The 22,657-nt window shown below is 48.7% G+C and carries 16 protein-coding genes and 1 pseudogene; 6 read left to right on the forward strand and 11 right to left on the reverse strand.

The window, feature by feature from the left end; genetic code table 11:
- The first annotated feature begins 279 nt into the window (after nt 1-279).
- From H8K03_09300 to H8K03_09320, 5 genes are all read left to right on the forward strand, one after another.
- Entirely contained in the window at nt 280-1,278 is a 999-nt protein-coding gene (locus H8K03_09300) for a DNA adenine methylase (GenBank protein UVT22061.1), read from the forward strand.
- Nucleotides 1,271-2,218 (forward strand): HAD family phosphatase, encoded by a 948-nt coding sequence (locus H8K03_09305; GenBank protein ID UVT22062.1) that lies wholly within the window; start codon nt 1,271-1,273, stop codon nt 2,216-2,218. Before H8K03_09300 ends, H8K03_09305 begins: the two co-directional genes overlap by 8 nt.
- A complete protein-coding gene (locus tag H8K03_09310) occupies nt 2,211-4,745 on the forward strand; it encodes a diguanylate cyclase (protein ID UVT22063.1) in 2,535 nt (844 codons plus the stop codon). The genes H8K03_09305 and H8K03_09310 overlap by 8 nt, the downstream gene beginning before the upstream one ends.
- 187 nt (nt 4,746-4,932) lie before the next feature.
- On the forward strand, nt 4,933-5,502 hold the full coding sequence (locus tag H8K03_09315) for a methyltransferase domain-containing protein (protein ID UVT22064.1): 570 nt from the start codon (nt 4,933-4,935) through the stop codon (nt 5,500-5,502).
- Between the two features lie 3 nt (nt 5,503-5,505).
- On the forward strand, nt 5,506-7,281 hold the full coding sequence (locus H8K03_09320; GenBank protein UVT22065.1) for a hypothetical protein: 1,776 nt from the start codon (nt 5,506-5,508) through the stop codon (nt 7,279-7,281).
- Between the two features lie 375 nt (nt 7,282-7,656).
- Here the strand turns inward: H8K03_09320 and H8K03_09325 are convergent.
- The 7 genes and pseudogenes from H8K03_09325 to H8K03_09355 all read right to left on the reverse strand — a co-directional run bounded on the left by H8K03_09325 (nt 7,657) and on the right by H8K03_09355 (nt 17,844).
- Nucleotides 7,657-8,719, reverse strand: a pseudogene (locus H8K03_09325) (IS3 family transposase).
- A gap of 172 nt (nt 8,720-8,891) precedes the next feature.
- Nucleotides 8,892-9,962 carry a hypothetical protein gene (locus H8K03_09330; protein ID UVT22066.1) on the reverse strand — a complete coding sequence of 357 codons (1,071 nt, stop codon included), beginning with the start codon at nt 9,960-9,962 and terminating at the stop codon, nt 8,892-8,894.
- A gap of 143 nt (nt 9,963-10,105) precedes the next feature.
- Complete coding sequence (locus H8K03_09335; protein UVT22067.1) at nt 10,106-11,377, reverse strand: MFS transporter; 1,272 nt, start codon at nt 11,375-11,377, stop codon at nt 10,106-10,108.
- A complete protein-coding gene (locus tag H8K03_09340) occupies nt 11,361-13,298 on the reverse strand; it encodes a RiPP maturation radical SAM protein 1 (protein UVT22068.1) in 1,938 nt (645 codons plus the stop codon). The genes H8K03_09335 and H8K03_09340 overlap by 17 nt, the downstream gene beginning before the upstream one ends.
- Nucleotides 13,299-13,958: 660 nt before the next feature.
- Nucleotides 13,959-15,683 carry a trypsin-like peptidase domain-containing protein gene (locus H8K03_09345; GenBank protein ID UVT22069.1) on the reverse strand — a complete coding sequence of 575 codons (1,725 nt, stop codon included), beginning with the start codon at nt 15,681-15,683 and terminating at the stop codon, nt 13,959-13,961.
- Nucleotides 15,684-15,759: 76 nt separating this feature from the next.
- On the reverse strand, nt 15,760-16,716 hold the full coding sequence (locus H8K03_09350; GenBank protein UVT22070.1) for a hypothetical protein: 957 nt from the start codon (nt 16,714-16,716) through the stop codon (nt 15,760-15,762).
- Nucleotides 16,717-16,725: 9 nt separating this feature from the next.
- Entirely contained in the window at nt 16,726-17,844 is a 1,119-nt protein-coding gene (locus H8K03_09355) for a hypothetical protein (GenBank protein ID UVT22071.1), read from the reverse strand.
- Between the two features lie 1,138 nt (nt 17,845-18,982).
- Here H8K03_09355 and H8K03_09360 point away from each other — a divergent pair.
- Nucleotides 18,983-19,228 carry a hypothetical protein gene (locus H8K03_09360; protein UVT22072.1) on the forward strand — a complete coding sequence of 82 codons (246 nt, stop codon included), beginning with the start codon at nt 18,983-18,985 and terminating at the stop codon, nt 19,226-19,228.
- 820 nt (nt 19,229-20,048) lie between these two features.
- On the opposite strand, the gene H8K03_09365 is transcribed toward H8K03_09360, so the two are convergent.
- The 4 genes from H8K03_09365 to H8K03_09380 all read right to left on the reverse strand — a co-directional run bounded on the left by H8K03_09365 (nt 20,049) and on the right by H8K03_09380 (nt 22,654).
- Nucleotides 20,049-20,843 carry a chlorite dismutase family protein gene (locus H8K03_09365; GenBank protein ID UVT22073.1) on the reverse strand — a complete coding sequence of 265 codons (795 nt, stop codon included), beginning with the start codon at nt 20,841-20,843 and terminating at the stop codon, nt 20,049-20,051.
- Nucleotides 20,844-20,919: 76 nt separating this feature from the next.
- A complete protein-coding gene (locus tag H8K03_09370; GenBank protein UVT22431.1) occupies nt 20,920-21,183 on the reverse strand; it encodes a zf-HC2 domain-containing protein in 264 nt (87 codons plus the stop codon).
- Nucleotides 21,184-21,206: 23 nt separating this feature from the next.
- Nucleotides 21,207-21,845: a sigma-70 family RNA polymerase sigma factor gene (locus H8K03_09375; GenBank protein ID UVT22074.1), complete on the reverse strand. Its 639-nt coding sequence runs from the start codon at nt 21,843-21,845 to the stop codon at nt 21,207-21,209.
- A gap of 362 nt (nt 21,846-22,207) precedes the next feature.
- Entirely contained in the window at nt 22,208-22,654 is a 447-nt protein-coding gene (locus H8K03_09380; protein ID UVT22075.1) for a hypothetical protein, read from the reverse strand.
- Nucleotides 22,655-22,657: the final 3 nt, after the last annotated feature.

Below are 22,657 nucleotides of genomic sequence, written 5' to 3' on the forward strand. Positions count from 1 at the left end.
TGTCAACGGGTGTGATTGTAGAAGGTTTCGATGTACTCGTCGATCTCGCCTTGGCGATCTCCCGAGTCTTGTAGATCGCTTCCTAATCCGCTCTTCAGGATCCTAAAAAGTGATTCGGCCACCGCGTGATCCCAGCAGTTGCCAGACCGCCTCATACTGGGCTGAAGGTAATGCGCATGGCATAAACGTCGCGCGAATAACACCCTTCTAGATTTCCCTTGAAAGGTTTCGCTAAACTCTTGGCCGCTCCATAGAGGGGAGAGTCTAAGGATTCAAGCAATGAGGTACTTCGGGTCCAAGGCAACTACAGTTGAACGAGTGTACGAGCTGATTGCCAAGCGAGTGCCGTCAGGTACTTTTTGTGACGCATTCGGCGGGCTTGGTTTTGTTGGGTCTCACTTTAAGAGCAAAGGATACAAAGTTTGGACTGGAGACATTCTCACATTCGCGCACTATTTTCAGCTGGCTCGAATACAACTAGACCGAACGGTGTCCTTCAGACGATTGAGGTCGATGATGCGATTGGATACGATAGGAGATGTTGTCGGTTCCTTGAACGCCCTAACGCCCAGAAATGGATGGCTTGTCGAAGAATATGCCAAGAAAAGAAGATTTTTTACTCTCGAGAACGCCATGCGTGCTCAATCATGTCGATTGCAGATTGATGCATGGTCAAGGAAAAAGTGTTTGAGTGACCACGAGCGTGCTGTCCTCCTAGCCTCTCTAATCAACAGCATGGATCGAGTTGCCAACACTGCCGGGACTTACTATGCTTACCTTAAGTCTTGGCATAGGAAGGCACTTTTGCCGTTTCGGTTCGAATTGATCCGGCCGGCTAAGGGAAACCCGGACTGTTCTTCTATTCTTGCCGACGCTAGAGATCTTGTTGCTCTGCAAAAATTCGATGTTCTGTATCTGGATCCACCTTACAACGAACGCTCCTACGCGACGTATTATCATTTGCCCGAATCGATAGCGAAAGGTTCTCGGCCACGCACTCACGGAAAGTCTGGTATGCCAAACCAAGATATGGCCGTCTCTGCCTTTAACAGGCCAGCAAAGGCTCTTAACGCGCTAGAAGAGCTTGTAGAGGCAGCTAAGTTTAGACTCCTAGCATTCCACTACTCTGATGACGGCCATATCAGTAGGTCTCAGCTCAGAAGTTTGTTTAGCCGCTATGGAAAGGTGGAGGAGTTTATAGTGCGCAGTAAAGGGTACACAACGCTGAGAGAACCCAGAACAATAAAACATCGGCTTTATTTGGTTAACCGTGGCTGATCCTTTGCCAAATTGGGATACTCACGATGTTAGGAGTCTTGAAGTATTTTCAAAGATTCGTCTGGTCGCAGTGGACCTCGACGGTACGCTCCTCCACGGAAATGTCTCAACTCTGGGAAGGATTCAGAATCTCCGACGTAGTCTTGCTCATCACCAGTATAAAGTAAATCTGACCCTGGCAACCGGAAGGACGTTGGCTGGAGTTCACCAAACGCTTGGCCTTTTATCACTACCCAAGGGCGTCCCTCTCATTCTCTACAATGGGAGTGTAATTATAAGGAACGGAACATTCCACGAACTGGTTAAGAGGACCATCTCCAATAACAGTCTCCGAAAGATTGTGGAACTTACCTCGGAGCACCCTGTTAGTACCCTTGCCTATTTTTATCAAACCCCCTTCTTTCAACTAGATGGTGGTAACGAATCGCGGGAGTATGTATTGGGGTGGACGACAATAACGCCTGTCGAGCGAGAATTTAATGGCATGGAAGTTAGGTGGGAAAGGTCAACGGATGTTCATGAAGATTATTCTCCATCCGCAATAATCATTGATCCCAATGGGGATATGATGTTGAGCAAGAGCATTGAGTCGCATTTGAGTAAGATCGACGATGTTTCTGTTACAAAGAGCGGCTCAGGTCTCTTGGAGGTCCGCCCTTATGGCAGTAACAAAGGTATAGCTTTAAGGGAAGTCGCTAGCTTTCTAGGATTGTCAAAAGAGAATGTACTGGCTCTTGGGGATAACGACAATGATGCTGAAATGCTGGCATGGGCCGGAATAGGAGTAACAATATCAAATGGATCAACTTCTGCTCTAGATAATAGTGATTACGTCTGTAGGTATGGTGTCGCCAAGGGGGCCGTAGAGGTTTTGCGTTTAGTGAGAAATTCTAGACGGTATTTTGTTCGGCCGGAGGGGGTGGAGACCATCCATGAGTGATGTGTGGCGAGACGCCCTAGCGGCTCTCATCAATCGGCTTGAGACCATTTATTTCACTTCCAGACAGTTCAATCAGTTAATAGGTGACCTGTTAGCCAGAGATAATTGTCCGATGAGCGGCCTTACATATGAGGTGATGGAACAAGATCCCTTTAAGACTTTGAACTTTGGAGTATCCGCAATTGGTACGCCTGACATCAATTCCATTGAACTTGGGGATACAAACAGAAGATGTCGTATCAGCCAATACTTGAAACAGCCCCCCTTTCCCAAGCCCTCTGATCTCAACAGGTTGCTAGAGCAATTGTTTGTATCATTCTGGAAACCTTCTTTTCGAACGCCGTCGGCTGGAATGCTAGATTTGAAAAGAAGCCCACAAGCAAATGCAATGGCGCAGCAAACAATTGAGATCTGTGTATCAGAAGAGAAAAACTGCGTGTTCATGTTTTGCGATCTAGATGGCTTTAAGGCTTTAAATGATTCGCTCGGCCAAGAAGCGGGTAATCGGGTCATTAAGGAGTTTGGCGCTCTTCTCGAGTGTAACCTGCAACCGTCGGCGGTTCTGCTGCATGCAGGAGGCGATGAGTTTTTTGCTCTCTTGCCGGATATCAATTCAACTGAGGCCATAATGCTCGCACATAAGGTATCGGAGGCCGTTACCGAGTACGACTTCAAAGTGAATTCCTCGGTTTCCATATCCTGTGGTATTGCCTCTACCGAAGAGAATGATGCAATCAAAAATTACAATTGGTTGTATTCTCGAGCTGAGTCGGCGCTGAAACAAAATGCGAAACAACGTACTAAGGGCAAGGCTAGATTTTACTCAAAAGACCCATTTAAGCCAGGTGAGGGGACATCATCAAGAGATATTCTTGTCAGCAATTGTATCGTGAAGAGTACTTTGCCCCACGCATTTCCTTTTAGTAGTGCTTGGCTCAATTGTTTATCCTCAATTGTTGTCGAAGGACTGCGAGCTGAACCTGATATTACAAGGGTCACAAAACGAGTAGACAGTTTTCTGAAGTGGGCACAGGTCGAGCCTCCAGTAGATGCTGGGCGATTAGTATCGGCTTCATCGCGAGCAGATGGGTTGTATGCAGCCCCCTCATTTTTAGCTATTGATATAGCATTCGCAGTAATCCATGGGTTTTTCCGGTGGGGCCTTCTTGTTGGCCACGGCCTTTTACCATCAACGTCCATACGTCTTCAGTACGCGGGTGACGGCCGGCATGCAAAGGTTTCCTTGTCAGATGGCACCTCTGTCTGGACATCCAGTCTAAGCGATCCCATGCCCAATTGTTTTGAGATAGGAAACCTGTGGAATCGTCCGACCGATGGCGAGCTCCCAGTAGCTTTGGCGCGGGCGATCCTTATTCAGATTGGTCATGACCAGCCCAAGATTCCGCTTGATCTGTTTCTTGAGCGCATTATCGTAGACGACCGACCGACAGTGGGGGGAGGGCTCCCGGACTTTTGGGAAGCCACACTAGCCAGACTTGTTGTGCAAATATTGAGACATCCGAATGCTGGCGCCGTGTACGTGATTGGCAATCACCATTATGGCAAACAGACGGTAGAAAATTTGCGCATGGTTGCTTCCTGGGCAATTCGTGACGAGCAGTTAGCTTATAAGACGGGCCTTTCCGTTAGTCAAATCAGGGAAGCAGCCAAGTATCTTGATGGGAAAATTCATTTTCCCGACGGCGAAGATCAGTTGATTGTTCATTTATCCGATCTGCTTCGTTCCCCACATCCATTTGGACCGACCCAAAGAGCTCCATCAATCCGTCCTGCGCCGTTCCTGCGTCGTGAGTTAAAGCTCGACAATTTGGGATTGAACCGAGAGGATGGCTGTAGAGTGAGGACTATCGCTGAAGCGTATCCAGTCGTCCTCGAGATTGCTCGTAAAGCAGGGGCAAATGAAACTATCACGGACCAAGCAGGTCAGAAACTCCGAGAGTTGATAGATTTCAAGGTCCATCTTCTGGCTCCCTCTGAAAACCTTATTCCTGCGTTCTATAAAAGTGAGGAAGACTCCTTCAAAGAGTATTACGAGACTCAGTTTGTTAGCCATGAGGGACTATTTGGGAGGGTATTCCATGGAACGGAGCAACTGGAGTCTGTCTTGGCACATCTTGAATACATCATTAAAACTCCTGGGCAACACTTCTCGACGCGCCGCGCGATTCTTGTTATACCCAATGAGGCAAAAGTTGGTAAAAAGCTATCACCGCTCGGGTTGGTGTCGATACGCATCATTCCTCGTTTCCTGGGAACACGGCCCAATTTGAGCTTCAGCTATACGTGGAGGACTGTTGAAGCACTCAAAGGATTCCCTTATAGCCTGTATGGTTCTGTTAAGTTTAGCCAACACATCATCAATCTCTTGGCGGCAAGGCTACCGAAAGAAGTAGCGAGACAGGTTGAGTTTGGAACTGTTTCATATATAGCGCATAGTCTTCATTTCTTTTTAGATGATTATGGGCAGAATATCGCAAGGCTCATAGTTGATGAGGCCAGCTTTTAACCGCGACAGACCCTCACTTGTCTGCGACTTGATCGATGGAAAACTCACCGATTTCATCGAAAGGAACCATAGGGTCGTCTACAGATCAAAAAGACTACTCGTGTGCATTGTCGAAGAGCCCCCGCCCACCTCATTATTTTCGATAGCAACTGACCTTGCACTCCATCGATATTTGGATAGATTCTATTTGCTGGTCCCAGAAAGGGATGTCGATAGACGCCAAAAGCTTCTTGACGAGTTTTTTAGTTTCATCGCCCGTGATTACGAGTCCTTGATCGACCGGGATCGGAATATAGACAACATTCGAAACCTGCTTGACTTTGCTAAACAGTATGTCCCTCTTCTTGCGCAAGCAACAATTATTGACTATGGGTGCGGGACAGGTCTTTCTCACTTAGTCGCTGAAGAGCTCCATCTGAACATAATTGGGCTGGATAGATGCCCCTCAATGCGTGCCATTGCCTTCCATCGCGGCATGAAAGTGTGGAATCCAGGAGATCTTGCAAGGCAGCCCAATAACTCCCTAGATGTATCCCTTGCATCATATGTCTTTCATCTTTTGCCAGACACCAAAGGACTCGAACTTTTGTGGGAGCGAATAAGACCTGGTGGAGTCCTTGTGGCGAACTTTCATAAGGATGCTGGGAAACATTTGGTGAGACATTGTCTGGAAGAGAAAGGATGTATGGCCGTTAAATTGCTAGCTCCGTATGGATCTGAGCGTCATGGACCTTACTTTGCTTTTGTGAAGCCATAACAAATGACACCCTTCATACCGCTCAATCGGGCACGCAGCTATTGCTCCAAAGAGATGAATCTCGATGTTCTTTCTGAGACACTAACCTTTCTTACTGAGAATTCAATTCTGCCAACGTTTCGCGAAGGTGTTGAGGATTATATCTTGATAGATGATCTTCAAGCCGTGCGCTCTGTATTAAGACAATTCCCTTCCTCAGGTTCAAGCGTGGAATCTATGAAGTTATTAGATTTCGGGCCACCTGAAGCGATTGCCCTGGACACGGACACCAGAATTGAACTGAGCGCGGAGGATGACGCGATACCGCCTGTGTTCTATGCGGCTTGTCGAAATCTGCTTTCTAACTATACCCGCAAGAAAGATGAATGTTTAAGGCCTGCTTCTAACCTTTCATATTTCCACCCCACAAGGATTGTTTCAGCATCGGAGGAATTAAGAAATATAGCTCAAGCTCAACAGCGCCGCGCGAATGTCATTGATGCCTCTAATGCTTCTCATTTTGCGAATTCGGCGTATTACATGGGGTCGAAACGATCTCTTAAACAATTCCTGGTTGAAGCCATTTCTAGCTGTTTGACGGAAAAAGGCGTGGTGATCGACCTGATGTGCGGCTCTGGTGCCGCCTCAAATGGATTTTCTCGTATTTGGAGAACTTATGCTTCTGATGCTCAACGCTTTTGCCAGGTGCTGGCTGTTGTTCAGGGGGGGGGATACTCTGCCCGAAAGGCCGCTCGCCTTCTCGAGAAACTACTCCCTTTAGCCCGCCAGCATGCAAGCAAGCTAAAGGAAGAGGTAAGCGAGCTACTGGGATGGGAAGACCGAATTTTTCACGGGGATATAGGACAAGGGTTATTAGAGGAGTACCATTCATTTCTCGATACTTGCCCAACTTACCCATTGGGGAAACCTCACGGCATTTGGGATCCTATTGCGAAGGTAAGCGAAAGAAAGAATGCCCCGTCTCTAGTTCCCTACTGCCTCTTTACTGCATGTTTCTCCAATGTTTACTTTGGGCTCAGGCAGTGCGTGGAGATTGATAGCCTTCGAAATGCGATTGCATCGTTAGACGACAAAATCGATAGTGAATGGGCGTTGGGTGCACTGACCGCGACTCTCAGCGCCCTCGGAACAACTTATGCGGGGCATTTTGCCCAACCAGTCTTCAGAACCTCCAGTGAAATTACGCTGAAGAGGCTTTCTAAGGTCCTAGAAAGGCGCACTCATTCAATTATTCATGAGTTCAGCATACGTCTGATGAACCTGGCAGAAGAGAGCGAAAAGTCCCCTAGATTAATAGAGGTTGTACCAGGACCCTGGCCATCAGCATTGGATCATTTAGAGAAGGTCTTGTCAGCGGAGGATGTATTGGTCTACCTCGACGCTCCGTACAAGAGAGAGGAATACAGCAGGTATTATCATGTCCTAGAAACCCTAGTACAGTATGACTACCCATCTTGTCTGGGCGTGGGTAAAACTCCAAATAAGCGTACGGGAGAACGCTTTAGTTCCGACTTCTTTACAAGAAGTGGTAGCCAGGCGATACAGGCGATGACCAAAGTTATAAGCGAGATTCTGCGAAGAGGGTGGAAATGTGCTTGGAGTTACTCGGACTCGGGGAGCGTTAACATGGTTAAGACTATAGAAAGCATTTATTCGAGTTATGAGTGCCGAATAACGTCGTTCGCAGTTCCATACGAACATAAATCACAGCGCGGGGTGAAGCCTAAGAAGGTAAAGGAGTATGTAATTCTATTCGATCCACAATCTGGCCGTAGTTAGATGATACAAAAGAGATAAATAGGGTCCGATATCCGCGGGCTCCTTCCATGCTCGACGTTATTCAGCGGAATTCAGGTGAGAATGCAAAGCCTCTAGACAGTAACCCTACGTGTTCACGGCGTGTTCTCTCCACAGCAAAACTCGCCCAAATTCCCCTGAATTGAACCAAGCACAACTGAGGCCGCAAAACATTAATTCTTCCTTGCTGGAGCGGCGTTCCACTTCTCTGAGAAGAACATGTGCGGGAGTATCTCAAGGGCTTAGAAGGCTGATGCTCCATCAAGCTGAGTTACACTGACCTTCCCCCGTTTATTACACCACAGCCAACGAAGTTGATTCCTGTGCCAGATGGGCTCCGGTTTGATAGTTGCGAATGAACTCCTGGGGTGTCACATCCCCAATCGCGCTGTGCGTCCGTTCTTCGTTGTATTCCCGCCGCCACGCTTCAATCACGAGCTGGGCTTCCTGCAGAGCTACAAACCAGTGCTCGTTTAAACACTCATCCCGCAACGTGCCGTTGAAGCTTTCGATCAAGGCGTTCTGCACCGGCTTCCCTGGCTGAATGAAGTGGAGGTGCACACCCTGCTGGGCAGCCCAGGCATCCAAGGCTGTCCCGGCGAATTCGGGGCCGTTATCCAGAATCAGCGTCTCGGGTCGCGGGCGACTCAAAAACACCTGATCGAGAATCCGGCACACCCGTGCCCCACCGATCGACACCTCCACCTCAATCACCGGTACCTCCTTGGAACACGGATCGATCATCGTCAAACACTTGTACCGTCGTCCGGTCACCAGCCGGTCATGCACAAAATCCAAGGCGTAACAGCATCCTGGCTGCGTCGGTCGTGGATGGGCGATGCGGGGGACAGCCGCGAGCTTCTTCCGTCGTCGGCGTCGTAATGACAGCCCTTCGTCTCGATAATAGATCCGTTCCACTTTCTTATGGTTCACGCGTCAGCCCTCTCGTCGTACGCGCACATAGATCCGGGGACAGCCATACCGCCGCTTCTGCTCGGCAATCTCCCGAATCCGGGTTCGCAGCTCGGCATCGTCCTGGCGTTGACTGCACGGAGTGTATTGCGATCGAGGGCCAGGAGGCGGCACACCCGCCGCTGACTGAGCCCAAAGCGCTCGGTGCTCCACTGAGCCGCCGCTCGTTTCGCCTTGGGCTCTACCAGTTTTTTGCGTTGATCGCTTTCAGCGCTTGGATGTCCAGCGCTTGCTCCGCCACCATCTGTTTCAGCCGTCGGTTTTCGTCTTCCAGCTGGCGAGGCTTCTTCACATCGCTCACTTCGAGCCCAGCATATTTGGTCCGCCACGTATAAAACGTGGCATCCGAGATGCCGTGCTTGCGGCAGAGCTCGTGGACCCCGATGCCTGACTGGGCGTCTTTGAGCACCGCAATGATCTGTTCCTCTGTGTGCCATGTGCGTGTCATGGCCCCCTCCTGGGGGGCCCATCTCACCACAGGTGCACTTCGAAGCCAATGGTCTAGTTTTCGGGGGGAAGGTCAGCTAACACTTGTCTCGGGATAGGACCAATATCCCTTTCGAGTTTCCGTGGATTTCTGGGGAGGGGGGAGTAGTCGAATCGTTTCGCTAGGACAAACATCAATGTAGGTGAAGGCGCTCTATGAGACGATTACATCGCTGAATCTCCAAATTAAAACGTTGGTTAACCGACGCTAAGTATGGCAGCGGATCCTGCAATCGGCTTTTCAAAATTATTGTTCCATCCTCACAAAATGACTTCCACTCGCTTAAAATTCGAGCTAATCGTTCTTTAGCGCGCTCATTAACGAGGACGTTTCCCATTTCGATTTGATCGTTCAATGATTTTATCTCATAGACCAAGACCGGAGGAATATACTGTCCTTCATATACAATTCGGAGGAGTTCCCCGAACTCCCTTCCTTTCTCCCGTTCCTTTACGTACTGTCGAAGATAGTAATTGCTCAAGGATGTTTCGTGCCTACCTGATACAAGCCACCAAAGCGATCCCTTTTCAAATTTATCAGGAACTGTATGTTCGTACTCATCCAATGCATTCGCAAACGCCTCGTATTCCACGGCAGCAACATAAGATCGCTGCAAAGCTATCGCAGCTCTTTCGTATTCTATTTTTCGCTTTGTTCCTTCGATGAGTTTAAGATCACAGAGGCCTTCTGGACAATTGGTGCGACAATCGTTTGACGGTGGGATAGGGTTTGAGAGGGCTTGTACGGGATTAGTAGAATATTGATATGCGTGAAGAAGCTCATGCGCCAGAATGGACCGAACTAGCAATCTCATTCCGAGTAGTACTCTCGTATCTTTCTTACCCAAAATCTTACCTATAGCGATAGTCTTCATGAACTTTTGACTAAGATTGACCTTTATTGACCCATTTCTCGGATCTCTAGGGTCAAGCGAAGGCTTAAAAAAACTCTTATCTCCCAACCTGTATTCCGTATCATCTTCAGCAGACCATCCCATGTAATGCTTTGTAACGGTTTCTCGGGAATGATTTATAACGTACACTGTCTGTTCTGCTATGATCTGTAAATGTTGCGGGAGATGAGCGAAGCTGTCTTTGAGCGCTTCCTCCAACAACAGTTTCTCTTCTTCAATCGGAAGAACATCTGGGTCAGGGACCCCCTTGTTCTCGGAAATTATGACAAAATTCAGCGCGTGCCTCATCATACTATGCGAAACGCCTTGTTTAATTTGGGAAGCGTAAATTGGAGGCTAAATGAAGTCGTATTTGTTAACACCATAATCAACAAGAAATGGAATGCCCGTTCAAATTTCCCCTCCCTACGCTCAGAGCGAGCAAGTCACGCATCCTATGGCGAAAAATCGCCGTGAAGCATCCTACGAAACATTTTCTGGGCTTCTTCAGTGTCGCTGTTATAAAAGCGACGATAATCCGGAATCACTAGAAGTAAAGGAGTAAGAAGCATAATTGCCAGTCCAATCATAATCGTGCCGGTGGATGCCCCAATAACCTCGATTATTGGTCCAGCTGCTATGACTCCCAGTGGCGCTGCCAGACCGAACAAGAACTTCATTGCCGAATCAATCCTTGATCGATATTCATCACCGCTGGCAACTACCCTCTGAGCCCTCAAGGGAACATTCGCAAGTGAACTGGCTACTCCAAACATCATCATGAACAGGAATGATGTGATAAGGAAAGGCATCAAAGGTAAAATACAGAGACTGATGCCAGCCAAGAGCATTCCAAGTATAATTGTCCGGTGGCGTGCAAACAATGCAATAGATACACCAGTAATTAGAGCACCTATTCCGTTTCCGAGACCTTGGCCCGCATTTAATAGTCCAAGTTCCCAAGCATCCCCACGCAAGCTTTGAGAAACATATAATGGAATAGCGACAGCTAACGGAGCCACAAAAAAATTCATCAATAGACTAACTACAGAAACTCCAAGTAGCACTGGAACTTTCACGAGAATTCTAAAGCCGTCAAAATACGGTTTCACTTCCAGCAATTGGCGTATAGAATCCGTACGGCGTATGTTTTGAGGGAGAGCTGCTGTAGAAAGCAGCGCGGTTGCAAAGGCGCCGATCGCAAATGTTATTGCATCTATTCCGAAGGCCGTACTTACCCCAAAAACCGAAATGACGATCCCAGCTAAAGCTGCACCTATGACCATCCCAATTGAACTGAGAAACTCCGTAAATTGCATTGCAATGGACACGTCACCGTCTTTCAATACTAAAGACGGCAGAATGCTATATTCTGCTGAAGCATGTAATGCTGCCCCGATGGAACTGACGAAGCCAATCGCTGCTATCGCCACAATACTGAAATAATCCTCTACCGCGATACCTGCAATGAGTGCAGTCGAACAAAACCTGATTAGGTCACTCAAAAGAAGCAACTTTTTTCGAGAGTAGAGATCTGCAATCCTTCCGGAAACCGGAAGAAAGATGACTTTACCAAAAAGCGAAGGCGCAATCGCTAAAGACACCAGGCTTGCAGACTGAGTTTCATCGAGAACCCACCAAGCGATGGCGATATTCGTAAAGGGATCGCCGACCGTTGATATGAATTGACCAACGCGAAAGATCCAGAAGTCACGACCTATAGCCAAATGCTGTGTCAGGGGACCTCGTTGTTTCTGTATGAAGCCACAGCAATTTCGCTCTTTCCGCATAAAGATTCTTTGCAATTGATCCAACTAAGGTCGATCCTAAGAATGGGGCCACCAATTCATTCATGGGAACTGCGAGAGAAAGATACCTGTCGTCAACATGCAATATTAACCCCAATTCCGAGAGGCGCAACAACTCTTCTCGAATCTCCTGCTCTGAAAACTGTAAAGCACGCTTAAGAGTATCAACCTGAGCTGCCCCGTCACACGCAAGATAGACAGCTCGACTTATACCACTTAATACTATCTCAGGAGTTTTAGCCATTCTCCTAGTATCGAATATATACAGACTCTCCTCCCTATCTACCGAAACAAGGACAGCTGAGCCGAAAGCAAGTCTCCATTCTTGAACTGCGTCCTGAAGTTGTTCCAGATAACAATGGCTTTCTTTGCCTTGATGCGAAAAATAGTAGGCAATATTTTCGACATCGCTCTCTTTCCCTAGGACCGCTTCATAGGCGGCTACAGGCCGATACTGAGAAATTCCAAATTCTTCTGGACGATCGAAAATGGGGCTGAATCGGTTCATAAGTAATCTTACACAACCACCACTAGGAGGCGGGAGGTGATGAAGTAATGGAATCATCGAAATTATCTTTTCATAATCACCCAACATCTCTCCAGGTATCCCATAGAGGAGATTCCACTCCACCTTAACTCCAAATTCTGCGCACCACTTAATCAATCGAATATTTTGGTATGCTTTGACCCCTTTCCGCATTAGCTCGAGAAGTCGGGAATTCAAACTTTCAATCCCAGGTTGTATAGTACAGATCCCTGCTTCAAGCAGATCTCTGACCTGAGCCTTGCTCAAATTAGATTTAACTTCGTAGAAAATAGATAACTTATGATTACTTGTTTTCAGCATCGGAATCACATTTGCAAAATATCCGTGATCTAATATCAGGTCCACCGCGTCGATGTTTTGCACCCCATATTTTTGAAGATTCGCTATCTCTTGCAATACGCGCTCGGGGGACTTGCTTCGAAATCTTAAGGACTCTCCATTAAGACCACAAAAGATGCAATGCAACTTTTCACCGAACCAACAGCCACGGCTGGTCTCCAGTGGAAGTACGGTTTTCTCTTTAGGCAAAGGAATTGCCGATTCAGAAAATTGAAGAAACCAATCGTCATACGAAGGCATGGGAATTTCATTTAGACTCCGACGATTTGTCGCTCTCGCACCCTCGTTGATAACCAGTACGCCCTTCCGTCTCCAAATTAAGCCAGGAATACCAGCAAGGTCTATGCTCGAGGGAACTCCTTCCTCATGGCAGGAATGTATTCGCCGAATAACATCCGTAAATACATCTTCCCCATCTCCCCTGACCACGATATCGATCCAAGGGAATGAACCCATTATTGAGGCTCCCATCTTCCCATCACAATATGCGCCACCTAAGACTATTAATTTCTGCGGAGCACAATATTTGATCGCTTTAGCCAATGCTAAACTTGGGACTAAATGAAATGTTGAGCTTAAACCGATTACCGCATGGTCTTGACTCGCCAGATTTTGCGAAAGCTCTAATACAAATTCCCTGGCAGCTAGGCAAAGGCTTTCCATCCGATCCCAGAAAGAAGACGGCATCGTACGACTATGCGGCTCGTTTGCTATGTGAAGGCTCTTATATTGTCGAACTAGATTTTGAATAGGGACATTGCGCAACACTGGGGCAAAAATCGCATCACCTACTAGATACTCGGAAGGTAGTAGTTCTGAAATGGCGCGGTACGCTTCTAATCCAATCCGGCTAGCAAATGGTAATTTGGCGTAAGTAATGTCGCACTCAAGCCCTGAATAGTTCGCGGCTGACTTCAACAGGCTTAACGCAAGATTTGGCCTATGAACGGACATGAAGGGCATGTCCACAAGAATTGTGCGCGAGATTAGCATTTACTGTGCCGAATATTTAATATTCCGTGATATGAGTTCACTAGTCGCCTGTTTGGTAGAAATGCGGTCTCGAAAAAATGATGCGCCCACACCTCGACGTTCTCATTAGTAACATGAGGTGCGCCCTGGCCCGATGAAGTCGAAGGAGGATGGCGCACGGTTATTCACCGAAAACAATATCCCTAAAAGGTTTCACATTTATAACATCCTTGGGCACAGCGATAGATCTCATCATTTCTTCAATTGACTGCCTATAATCAGGGCACTATCAGTCGCTGATCCAAACCATTTTCCAAGATTATTGTCTGCAACATAATATTACGAGAAGCCGACCTTGCGAGTTATCCGCAGCCTACTTCTGTATCCGTGTCTCTCCGTTTGGCGATAATAGAAGTCATCCCTGCAGTTAATTGGTCCGACTTCAGATTCAGCATTTCAGCTCGTTCCTGGGAGGTTAGAGTGAACGCATCAAGGACTCGGTCTCTAGACCTATCGAAATCGACCCGAAACTGATCATCTCTCAACAAAAGGCCAATTATCATGTCGCATGTTTCTTTGGACATAGAATCCTCCCTTCTCGTCAGGTGAATGGTTCATCTCGAATGTAAGGATACACGCACATCATTCGACGGAACTTCCCACACCAAACAACAAAAGATCATGTTTTGCATCGCGGATAGATAAGCCACTATATTTCCCGTCCGGTCTGCTTTTGAGAAATTCATCCCATAAGGATCGGACCATATCCCATTTCGGCTGGGTAGGATTCTCTTGTTGGACGTCGAGTGAAGAAAGAGTCTTGGTCATGAAATCTCCGAGCTCCTCCAAAACTGTTTCGTAGCTTCGATCGATTCGTTTCAGCCGTTCCGAAGTTATTTGACAGAACTTTTGAGGAACGTCACTAATCATCTCGTATGCTCGACTTAGTTCCACTTCTTTAACTAGACCGCCAAATATGATGCTCGTGTAATCTATTCGACCTGCGAGATCACCGAGTTCCACCCACACTTCCTCCGCCTTACTTAACATTGCACGTGCGTTCGGATATGCTGCGACAATATAGACATCACTCCCGGCCTGCACCCCCCGAATGGAAAACACACGTTTCCCTTTATCGCTTATTGAACGTATCTGGGTTATGCCTCCTTGATTCACAGAGAAAACCCAGCTTGTTGGGGTAAATACATCTGAACCAACAGCGCTCCCTGAGAAAGAAAATGCTCTTAGCTGTTTACTGTTCTCCGGTGCGGGGAATTTCTGAATCTTCAAAAAATGTTTAGACCCTTGAAAGTATAACCCGAAGAATTTTGTAATGGCTGCCCAACGGGTGCTCTTCTCTTCTCCTGTTATCCAGGTAGGTTCGTACGCATAAAGATCAGCGGCGGCCTTTAAATCAAAGATCTCTTTCTCGCGTTCAGCTGTTTCCCTGACACCAAACAAGTAGTCCGCGACTTCCGGGAGTGAGATTGGAGTTGAGTTTTCACACGATTTTCGGGAGATAAACGGCAATGGCGGTCCATTAGTTTGGGTATCGACAAAAGGCATGGGAAGGTTCTTAAGTATTGCGCTATGCGAAAGAATCGTCGAGAGTGGAACCGCAATACTGATTGAATTGGGGTCATCCGGCTTAAACCCACCTTGTATATGTAAGGCGACGGGGAGTAACGTTTCCTCGTCAAACATTATTGCTCCTGAACTACCTTGCTCTGTGAAACAGCGATGCCCCCATCTATTTGTTAAAGTAGGGTCGTTGTAGCCTTCACCCTGTGGATTTACTCCAATACATCTAGCTCGGGTAAGTCGTTGCGGTCTCCTTGCCGGATGATGAACTATGAATAGGCTTTGTTTGTCCATTGGTTCTCGAGCGGATCGGAGATTGAGGTATTCTCCGATTTGTATCGTCTGCCCTTTTTTTACTTCGAGCAGAGCATAGTCAAGAGCCTCATCTTCTTCGATAGGAGTTTCGCTAAGATAGTAAGCGCCGCCAGCTACATCTTGGGACCTATAGTAATTGACAGAGGCCAGAATTTTGACTGGATTCCACTCTGAATATTCCCTCAGGCAATGACGCGCAGTAATAATAAGGGAGGGAGATACAACAGTCCCGGTACAGGTTCCCACCCTTGTGTGGTGCTCTTTATTCTCAAAGGATATTCCAATAAAAACAACTGTTCGGCCAATGCGGCGGAACCGAGACGATTCATTTAGGGTAGTCAGCGATTCATAATAATCCGTTGCCAAGGAGGGAATAGACGACGAAATCCCATCAGTGCTTATCTCAGCCTCTGACAATAACGGATCTTCCGAGCCATCCACATAAGGAGGGATTTCCCGCTGTTCCGCCATAGTCATTAGCGGATAGAGCAGAAAACAACATATCGTTGCGGCTGTCAGGCTAACCGATGGGACGATATGGACCCACTTACTTCGCACTGGGTTGACCACTAGTATCTTCTCCTATACGCCCTATCAATCCAATTAAGACATCTTGTGCCTTTGGCAGGGCGCTTCTGACCACACTTGTTGTGAAATTCCAGAGATCTGTCGGATCACTTTCTTCCACAATAGTAACTATCAATGAAAAAGGCGCTAACGTACTATTTTTTCGGAGATCAGGCATGGTTGCCGTAGGTACCTCACTGGGAGGAATTGAATACCATAGTGTATCGCTGCGAGATATCTGAGTTTTGTCTCTTTTCCCAGGAATTGCAAAATCAATAAACTGAACGGAGGATATTCCGAGGGGATCCTGTAGTGCCGTTTCAACAGAAATCGCAGGCTTCACCAGTGCCAATCTTACGGTAATAGTTTTCCTGTCTTTTCCTCGCTTGGCCAAAGCATCATTAACTTCTAGGTAGATGGGCGAAATCTTGAAATGCTTATTATCGCCAGCTAGGTCGAGCGTTCCTTCAAAAATAAATGATGGTCTTGAGCGAAGCCCAAACACCTCCAACCGAGCCTGGTCCCAGCCTCCCACGATTGGTGTATCCTTTTGAACAGCTCCAAAATTGCCGCGAACGACAGTAATGCATCGATAGTTTGGCTCCAGCAAAACTGTATCTCCTGTCCTCTCAGCAACCTTAAAAAACTCCCCGGAAAAAACTGCTGAATAGGAAGCGACATGCTCATCCTTTATCTTATCCAGTCGCTTCTGAATTAAGGAGAATCCTGACTTGACGGCTTCCTTACCGAGTTCAACAACTAGAGGAACAAGAATAACTGGAAATGCTTCTGTTGTAGCCTTGCAAGTTGGACTCATAAAGATACTTGTAGTTGGGGAATCCTGTATAAGCATAGGACTGGCTGGACCCGATACGTTCTGCATGCAGCCTGATAAAGTGAACACCAAACAAAATAGATAGATTGATTTATTTCTCATATAGTCTCCTCATCGATCATGGTGTTCCATCAAAGTGATCATTTCCGAAGTCAGTGCAATTCCTCCGTTCCCCATGGCAAGCACTTTTTCGGGAAGAGGGCAGTCGTACCGAGAGGCTTTGTCGTTCATATTGGTGGCCGTCCTCGTGTGGATACCAAGTAGTACAATAGCCCCGTTTTGTGTATAGCGAAAAATTGGTGCTCCGCTAACCTTCCGCTCAGTTTGGCAACCATGATAGATACAGGCGCCAATCAGACGAGCAATGACGCAAGTTGGGCTATTGTCCCAGCGGAGTGCATGTGCCCATTGTCCTGGGTCATCAATTGCTTCCAAACCCTGCTGCGCTAGCTTTTGCTCTTCGAACTGAAGTGTTAGGACACTAACTCCGGGGATAATAACCTTGTCAAGTTCATTAGGAATAGCGAATGCTATAGGGTGGAAAGGAATGTCGATTTTGTCCGTCTCGACAAGGACATAATCAAATTGTTGGCGATGGTTCCTCTTGGATCCGTTTCGATGCTCAGGGTTTGAATAGTAGGAATTTTCGATAACGGTCTTTGGGGTAATTGGGAGGCTTGGTGCCGACGCAAGGTAAAATCTTGCATATTCCCTAACATTCGTGTCGCTTATGTTTCCAGCCTCATCCATCAGACCATGGCTGTCGAAACAGTGACGTGCTGTCATTAAGATATTCAGACCTATGCGAACAACGGTACATTCTATTTTCTCGATCCCGAATAATTGAATCTTCATTACGCCCACGACTCGAATTAAGTTGTCACGCATCGCAAAAAGAGACGGATGACCTATGGGTGAAAGACATTCTGAAACGTAGGACCCAACTTCCGTTTCAGTTATTTCTTGGCTTAGTGAGCGCATTAACTTGGAAAGTGCTGTACAAGAGCGAAAGTTCTCAGCCGATAGCCTAAGCTCAGCATAATGCAATGGCTCATCGCTCTTGGGTGAGGGTACGTTTGTCCTTAGGAACTCCAAATACTCCACTATCGGGACGGCCTGTTCGTTTTCTTTGATCATTTGCTTTAGTACATCATCCTCGGCAAGGACATACCCATAGGCACTCAAAACGATAAGGACGAGCATGGTTGAGAAGCAGATTCGTAATGCCATGAAATTAGTCTCCGTATAATCAACTCGTCTGAAACTCCTTGCTTCGGATGGGGGCTTACCAAGAAGTAGCTTTGCTGTCCCATCTAATCTTAGAAAGGCGTTGCTTGACGAATGACTTTTGCATAGCACTCGCCCGCTAACCGCATGTTTAACGGGCTGACAGTAGCCTGGCGATGGTGGGGCTGGATGTACGTTGGCAGCTGGTGACCAGGTCCTCTAACATCGCCCTCGACCATTCAGAACAAGTTTCATCGTGGGTTCCATTGAGCCCTTTCGACTTCTGACACTATCCGAATCTTAAGTGAGGTATGACACTAGATCTTTAAGCTTTAGTGGGATAATAGCGTCGAAGCAAAACCTAAGATATGACTCATTCGTCTAGGGCTATTTAGTTCCATTAAAATAGGTGCACAAGGCCCTAGCCACTAGAATCCTAAGAGCAGTGTCCTTCGGGACAATGGTAAGCTCCACTGCCCCACCTAATTTTGGACAGGTCGTATCTTGTTTGCGACTAACCACGCCGAATAGCATCCGGCCGGGGACCGCATGTTCAACGCGCTGTGGTGAGCCTGGTGATTGTGGTGCAAGATCCACGCTGGCATCTGGCGCGGTCAGCATGCAGTTTTTTGAGCCAGCGGAGGGTACTGAGTCTGAACGAAAAGATGGCGTGAAGAAAACGGTCCGGCCAACGAGTGTGTGCTAATTCTCGTGTCTCAACAGAGGGGTTCACCCCACAAACCTGTGCTAAATTTGTGCTAAAAATCTTCAGAACCGGCAGAATTCCTGTAATCCCACAGAATCAGTAGAAACCCAACAATGCCTCAATTTATAAGATAAAATGGGGAAACCATCGCAAAACCAAGCCATTGCTGTTATTGAACCTTTCGAACTTTTAAGGCGAGGGCCTTCATCCCCCTCTGTGTATCGTTGAGATAGTTCTGGTCGCCAACGGCGATAGCCGACCGGCTCACACCTGCGAGGCGCATCGCTCGCGCCAGTATCCTGTCACTCTCGCTGCGTGTCCCTCTCCGGCAAGCCGGTTCCGGCCTCTGCCTGCCGTTTCCTCTGTGAACTGTGCGGTGCCTCTCCTCCTCCCGTGAGAGAGTCACCTGCAGTTCAACAATAAGGAGGAAACACCATGGCGACCAACAACTCATCCAAACGACCGGCAACCACGCTGCGATGTGGGAACATCAAAGCGACGATCTGGCAGAACGTCAGCGAGAACGGACCGTTCTTCGCAACGACCTTCTCCCGGCCGTTTAAGGACCAATCTGGTGCATGGCGCAATGGCACTTCATTTGGTCTTAACGACCTTGAGGCGCTCATGAATGTCGCCTTTGAGGCCAAAGAGTGGATCGCCGCTCATGTCTTAAAGCGCTGAGCGGTTTCCTGGGAAGCCTCCGGCCCCCTGGGGGCTTCCTTCACCTAGTGAGATCGAGGCTCAGTTAGTCGAACAGAGAAATATAACCAACTTGCTCCGCTGGTTTATCGTTATTGGGTACCGATCGGTCGGTGAAGGGCGACACGGGTAGAGCGTCATTCCGGTCGGATGCGGCCAACGTACTGCTATGAACCAGATAGCGGCCGCCCGTCATCGAAGGCTCAGTGCGCACTGTCGCCTACAGCCGACGCTGCGGTAAATGGGGGTACGGATCTTTCAACTGATGTGTTTCTTGAAAAACTGTAGCCGGTCGTTGCAGCGTAAATGCCGTCGTTCGAATGTCTCAGTTCGGCCACTTGGCGACAGTCGCTACGGCACACTCCGGGCTGGAAAGCGGTCGTTCATAACTACGCCCCCGTCCGGTGTTTCCGTGGGCTGACTGCACACCGTGAAAGACCCACTCCCCGGTCAGGCGTGCCCTTTCCCGGAGATGACCTGGAGTCTCGCCGTCAGAAGCCGGCACAGGCTGCATGCCCTCATGTGCCCGCGCACCTCGTATGACCAGTTCCGACCTCTCCGGCGGGACGTTAGCGCGAACCAAGCTACCTCCTGTCCTCGCGGCTACGACGTACAATGCGAACAACCAACAATCGGCATTCGGCGCGAGCACCAGCAATTACAAGTACAGGAGGACCCTCCAAGAAAGCAGGCCGATATGTAGTAAAGCATAGCAGATGGCAGGAATCAGCGAGGCAAGACCGCAGCAAATGCGCCTATCTCTCGTACGGTCGTCCCCGCTGCCCAAGGCCTCGAGCTATGCTTACCGCGAAAAAATCTCCAGCATTTCATCCAGCGAATGGATGGTGCCCAGCAGCGTCGGGCTTCCGAACTGTTTGTTGTGGCGGTTCTCATTGACCCGCTCCAGCCCGATAACCAGGTTGTTGAAATCGTCCAGCTTGGCGGTCTCGAAATACGTGATGAAGTCGAGGTCGTCTAGCCCGCTCGAGTGATAGAGCTTGCGCTTGACCGTCTTGAGGTAGGTAACAGTAGCGTCCGCGTGCTCTTTCATCATAGTGCCCCGTCCGTCCTGTGCCGTGATCCACCATCCCGCGTCCTTTCGGATCGGTACGACGATCACATAGGACTTAGGACCGGGATCAGGCGGGGTCTTCATCGCCTCTTTCAGCTCGTCGGGAAAGGCCGACACATAATTGGCCATTTTGGTAATGCCGTTAAACGTATCGGTGTTTTGTAGATACTTCCCGAACGTTGTCCCCATCAGGTCCACGAGGAAGTTCTGGTTGTTCAGCATTTCCATAGAATGAACGCGGATAAAGAAGTCTGCTTTCTCGGAAAGCCCACGAAGGAGATAGGTATCAGCCGTGACGGTGTCGGCATGCTTCTGAAAGATGACCTTCACTTCAGCAGCGGCCGAACCTCTCACCGCCTTGTCCAGCTTCCACCAGTCTCCATCTACCTTGAACACTGCGAAACTCCCATAGACGCCAGGATCTTTGAGCAGCTTCTCTCGATCTGCTGCCGCCTGGGCTGTATCCGCACAAGACCAAGCCAGCAGCCCGACCATGACAACTGTGAGAATACTCCTATTCTTCATTGATTCCTCCTTTATGGCCAAACGTAGACCATAGTTCTATAAGCTACAGTCTTCCAATGTTCGATTTCGTTACACGCTAAGTTTGCGATCGGGATTTCCAGGTCCGGAATCGCTGAAGGAGTTCATCGCGGACAGCTGGCGGGATAGGTTCCATCGGCAGTGTGCCGAAGGTGCGGAGCATTAGCCGCATCTGTCGAAGGTACCGTCGGCAACCCCGGCAAAAGCCTAGGTGCATCTGGAACCGTATCCGCTCCACGAAGCCCAGGTTGCCTTCGAGGTAGTCAGTGATGGCTTCGGTCACTGCCTTACAGGTTAGCTGCCCCGCCAGGCAGTCGATCATGCGGTTCTTGAGGTTGTCGTGGATCATATCTGCGAGTCACCTGTTTCGAGATACTTCTCTAGGGCACGTCGGACCTGGGACCGCGCACGGTGGAGCAGCACTCGCTGATTTGTCTCACCGATCGACAGAATGTTACAGACTTCCACTGCGTTTAACCCCTCCACGTCTCGTAGCGTGATGACCTGCTGCTGTATCGGGGGAAGGGCATTAATGGCCTTCTCGATCTGCGCAAGCCCTTCTTTGGATAAAAAGAGTCTTTCAGGAGTCTCATCATCCCAATAGCGGGGGAGAGAATTCCAATGATCGACCCAATATCCTGAAGTATGAAATCGAGAGGGGTCCACGGCTGGGGCCTCGGGCTCTTCCGTCGAATGTCCTAGAGGTGAGAACGGGGCATTTCGGCGTTCTCGCACGCCCCTGGTCTTTGCCTGATTGGTTAGGATTCGGAAAATCCATGTCTTGAGGGATGAACGTCCCTCAAATCGACCGATGCCTTCTAGTACACCGATCCACGTTTCCTGGACCACCTCCTCCGCCACTGCAGGACTAGAGACAAAGGTCATTGCAAGACGAAGGAGCGAGGCATGGTAGTGGTCTATCAGCTGGGCAAAGGCTGTTTCGTCGCCTCTGCGAAGAGCTTGGAGTAAGGTTACGTCTTCCAAAAGAAAGCCCGGCTCTACCTTTGTCTCCCCAACACCATCTCGGCATCTTTCGCCGTGAGACCGGCAATCCCACCGCAAAGGACCAAACCATTTGTATTTGGAACAAAATTAGCATAAGTCAAATTCCATGAGAAATCGACCGACTTTGTGCTGGCATTTCAGATGGAGATTTTGACAGGGGTGTAGTGGGGATTTTTTGGAAGCTGACGCCCCTGGGATCCCGGTGGGGCCGTCATTCGATTGAACTACCGGATAGCCGTCGGTCGTGGACGTCGGCTGTGGGTCGAGGGCTGCCATCGGCCAAGTGCGGAATTTCGGCACCGAGATCGCCTCGCCGTAAAGCGGTCCTCAGCCCGGTCGCGTTACGGTGTAGTTCGGCCGCGCCGACGCTTGGGCGCACTTGGCGAGGTCAGCCAGGCCTTGACCTTGTCCCAACGGTCGATGAACTCCTCGGAGCGAACACTTGCAAGATAAACGATGCCACGCGTGGTGTACTGCTTGACCTTTTTGCGTGCCTCGTCTGAAGTCGCGATGAAATAGTCCGGCGGCACCGGAGCTTCGTTTAGGCATACGAACACGTAAACGATGCCCGGGATGACCTTATCCATCATCATAGGCCAACCGACGCTCTGACGCTTCGCGATTGCCTTCACCTGCACATTGACCGTGCAACCGTCCCGCTCCGCGAACAGATCGATGGCCTTTGCGTTGCCGAGCGTCATTGCGACGGTGTAGCCGCGCCGATAGAGCTCGGCCGCGACGAAGTACTCGCCAGCAAGATGGCTGTTGATTCCGTTTGCTCGTGGCATGAA

This window comes from Nitrospira sp., assembly GCA_024760545.1.
Classification (GTDB): Bacteria; Nitrospirota; Nitrospiria; order Nitrospirales; family Nitrospiraceae; genus Nitrospira_D.

Coding starts and splice junctions, on each gene's coding strand:
- H8K03_09300 (UVT22061.1), top strand. CDS start 280: ATGAGGTACTTCGGGTCCAAGGCAACTACAGTTGAACGAGTGTACGAG.
- H8K03_09310 (UVT22063.1), top strand. CDS start 2,211: ATGAGTGATGTGTGGCGAGACGCCCTAGCGGCTCTCATCAATCGGCTT.
- H8K03_09320 (UVT22065.1), top strand. CDS start 5,506: ATGACACCCTTCATACCGCTCAATCGGGCACGCAGCTATTGCTCCAAA.
- H8K03_09330 (UVT22066.1), bottom strand. CDS start 9,962: ATGATGAGGCACGCGCTGAATTTTGTCATAATTTCCGAGAACAAGGGG.
- H8K03_09340 (UVT22068.1), bottom strand. CDS start 13,298: ATGTCCGTTCATAGGCCAAATCTTGCGTTAAGCCTGTTGAAGTCAGCC.
- H8K03_09345 (UVT22069.1), bottom strand. CDS start 15,683: ATGGCGGAACAGCGGGAAATCCCTCCTTATGTGGATGGCTCGGAAGAT.
- H8K03_09350 (UVT22070.1), bottom strand. CDS start 16,716: ATGAGAAATAAATCAATCTATCTATTTTGTTTGGTGTTCACTTTATCA.
- H8K03_09355 (UVT22071.1), bottom strand. CDS start 17,844: ATGGCATTACGAATCTGCTTCTCAACCATGCTCGTCCTTATCGTTTTG.
- H8K03_09360 (UVT22072.1), top strand. CDS start 18,983: ATGGCGACCAACAACTCATCCAAACGACCGGCAACCACGCTGCGATGT.
- H8K03_09365 (UVT22073.1), bottom strand. CDS start 20,843: ATGAAGAATAGGAGTATTCTCACAGTTGTCATGGTCGGGCTGCTGGCT.
- H8K03_09370 (UVT22431.1), bottom strand. CDS start 21,183: ATGATCGACTGCCTGGCGGGGCAGCTAACCTGTAAGGCAGTGACCGAA.
- H8K03_09380 (UVT22075.1), bottom strand. CDS start 22,654: ATGCCACGAGCAAACGGAATCAACAGCCATCTTGCTGGCGAGTACTTC.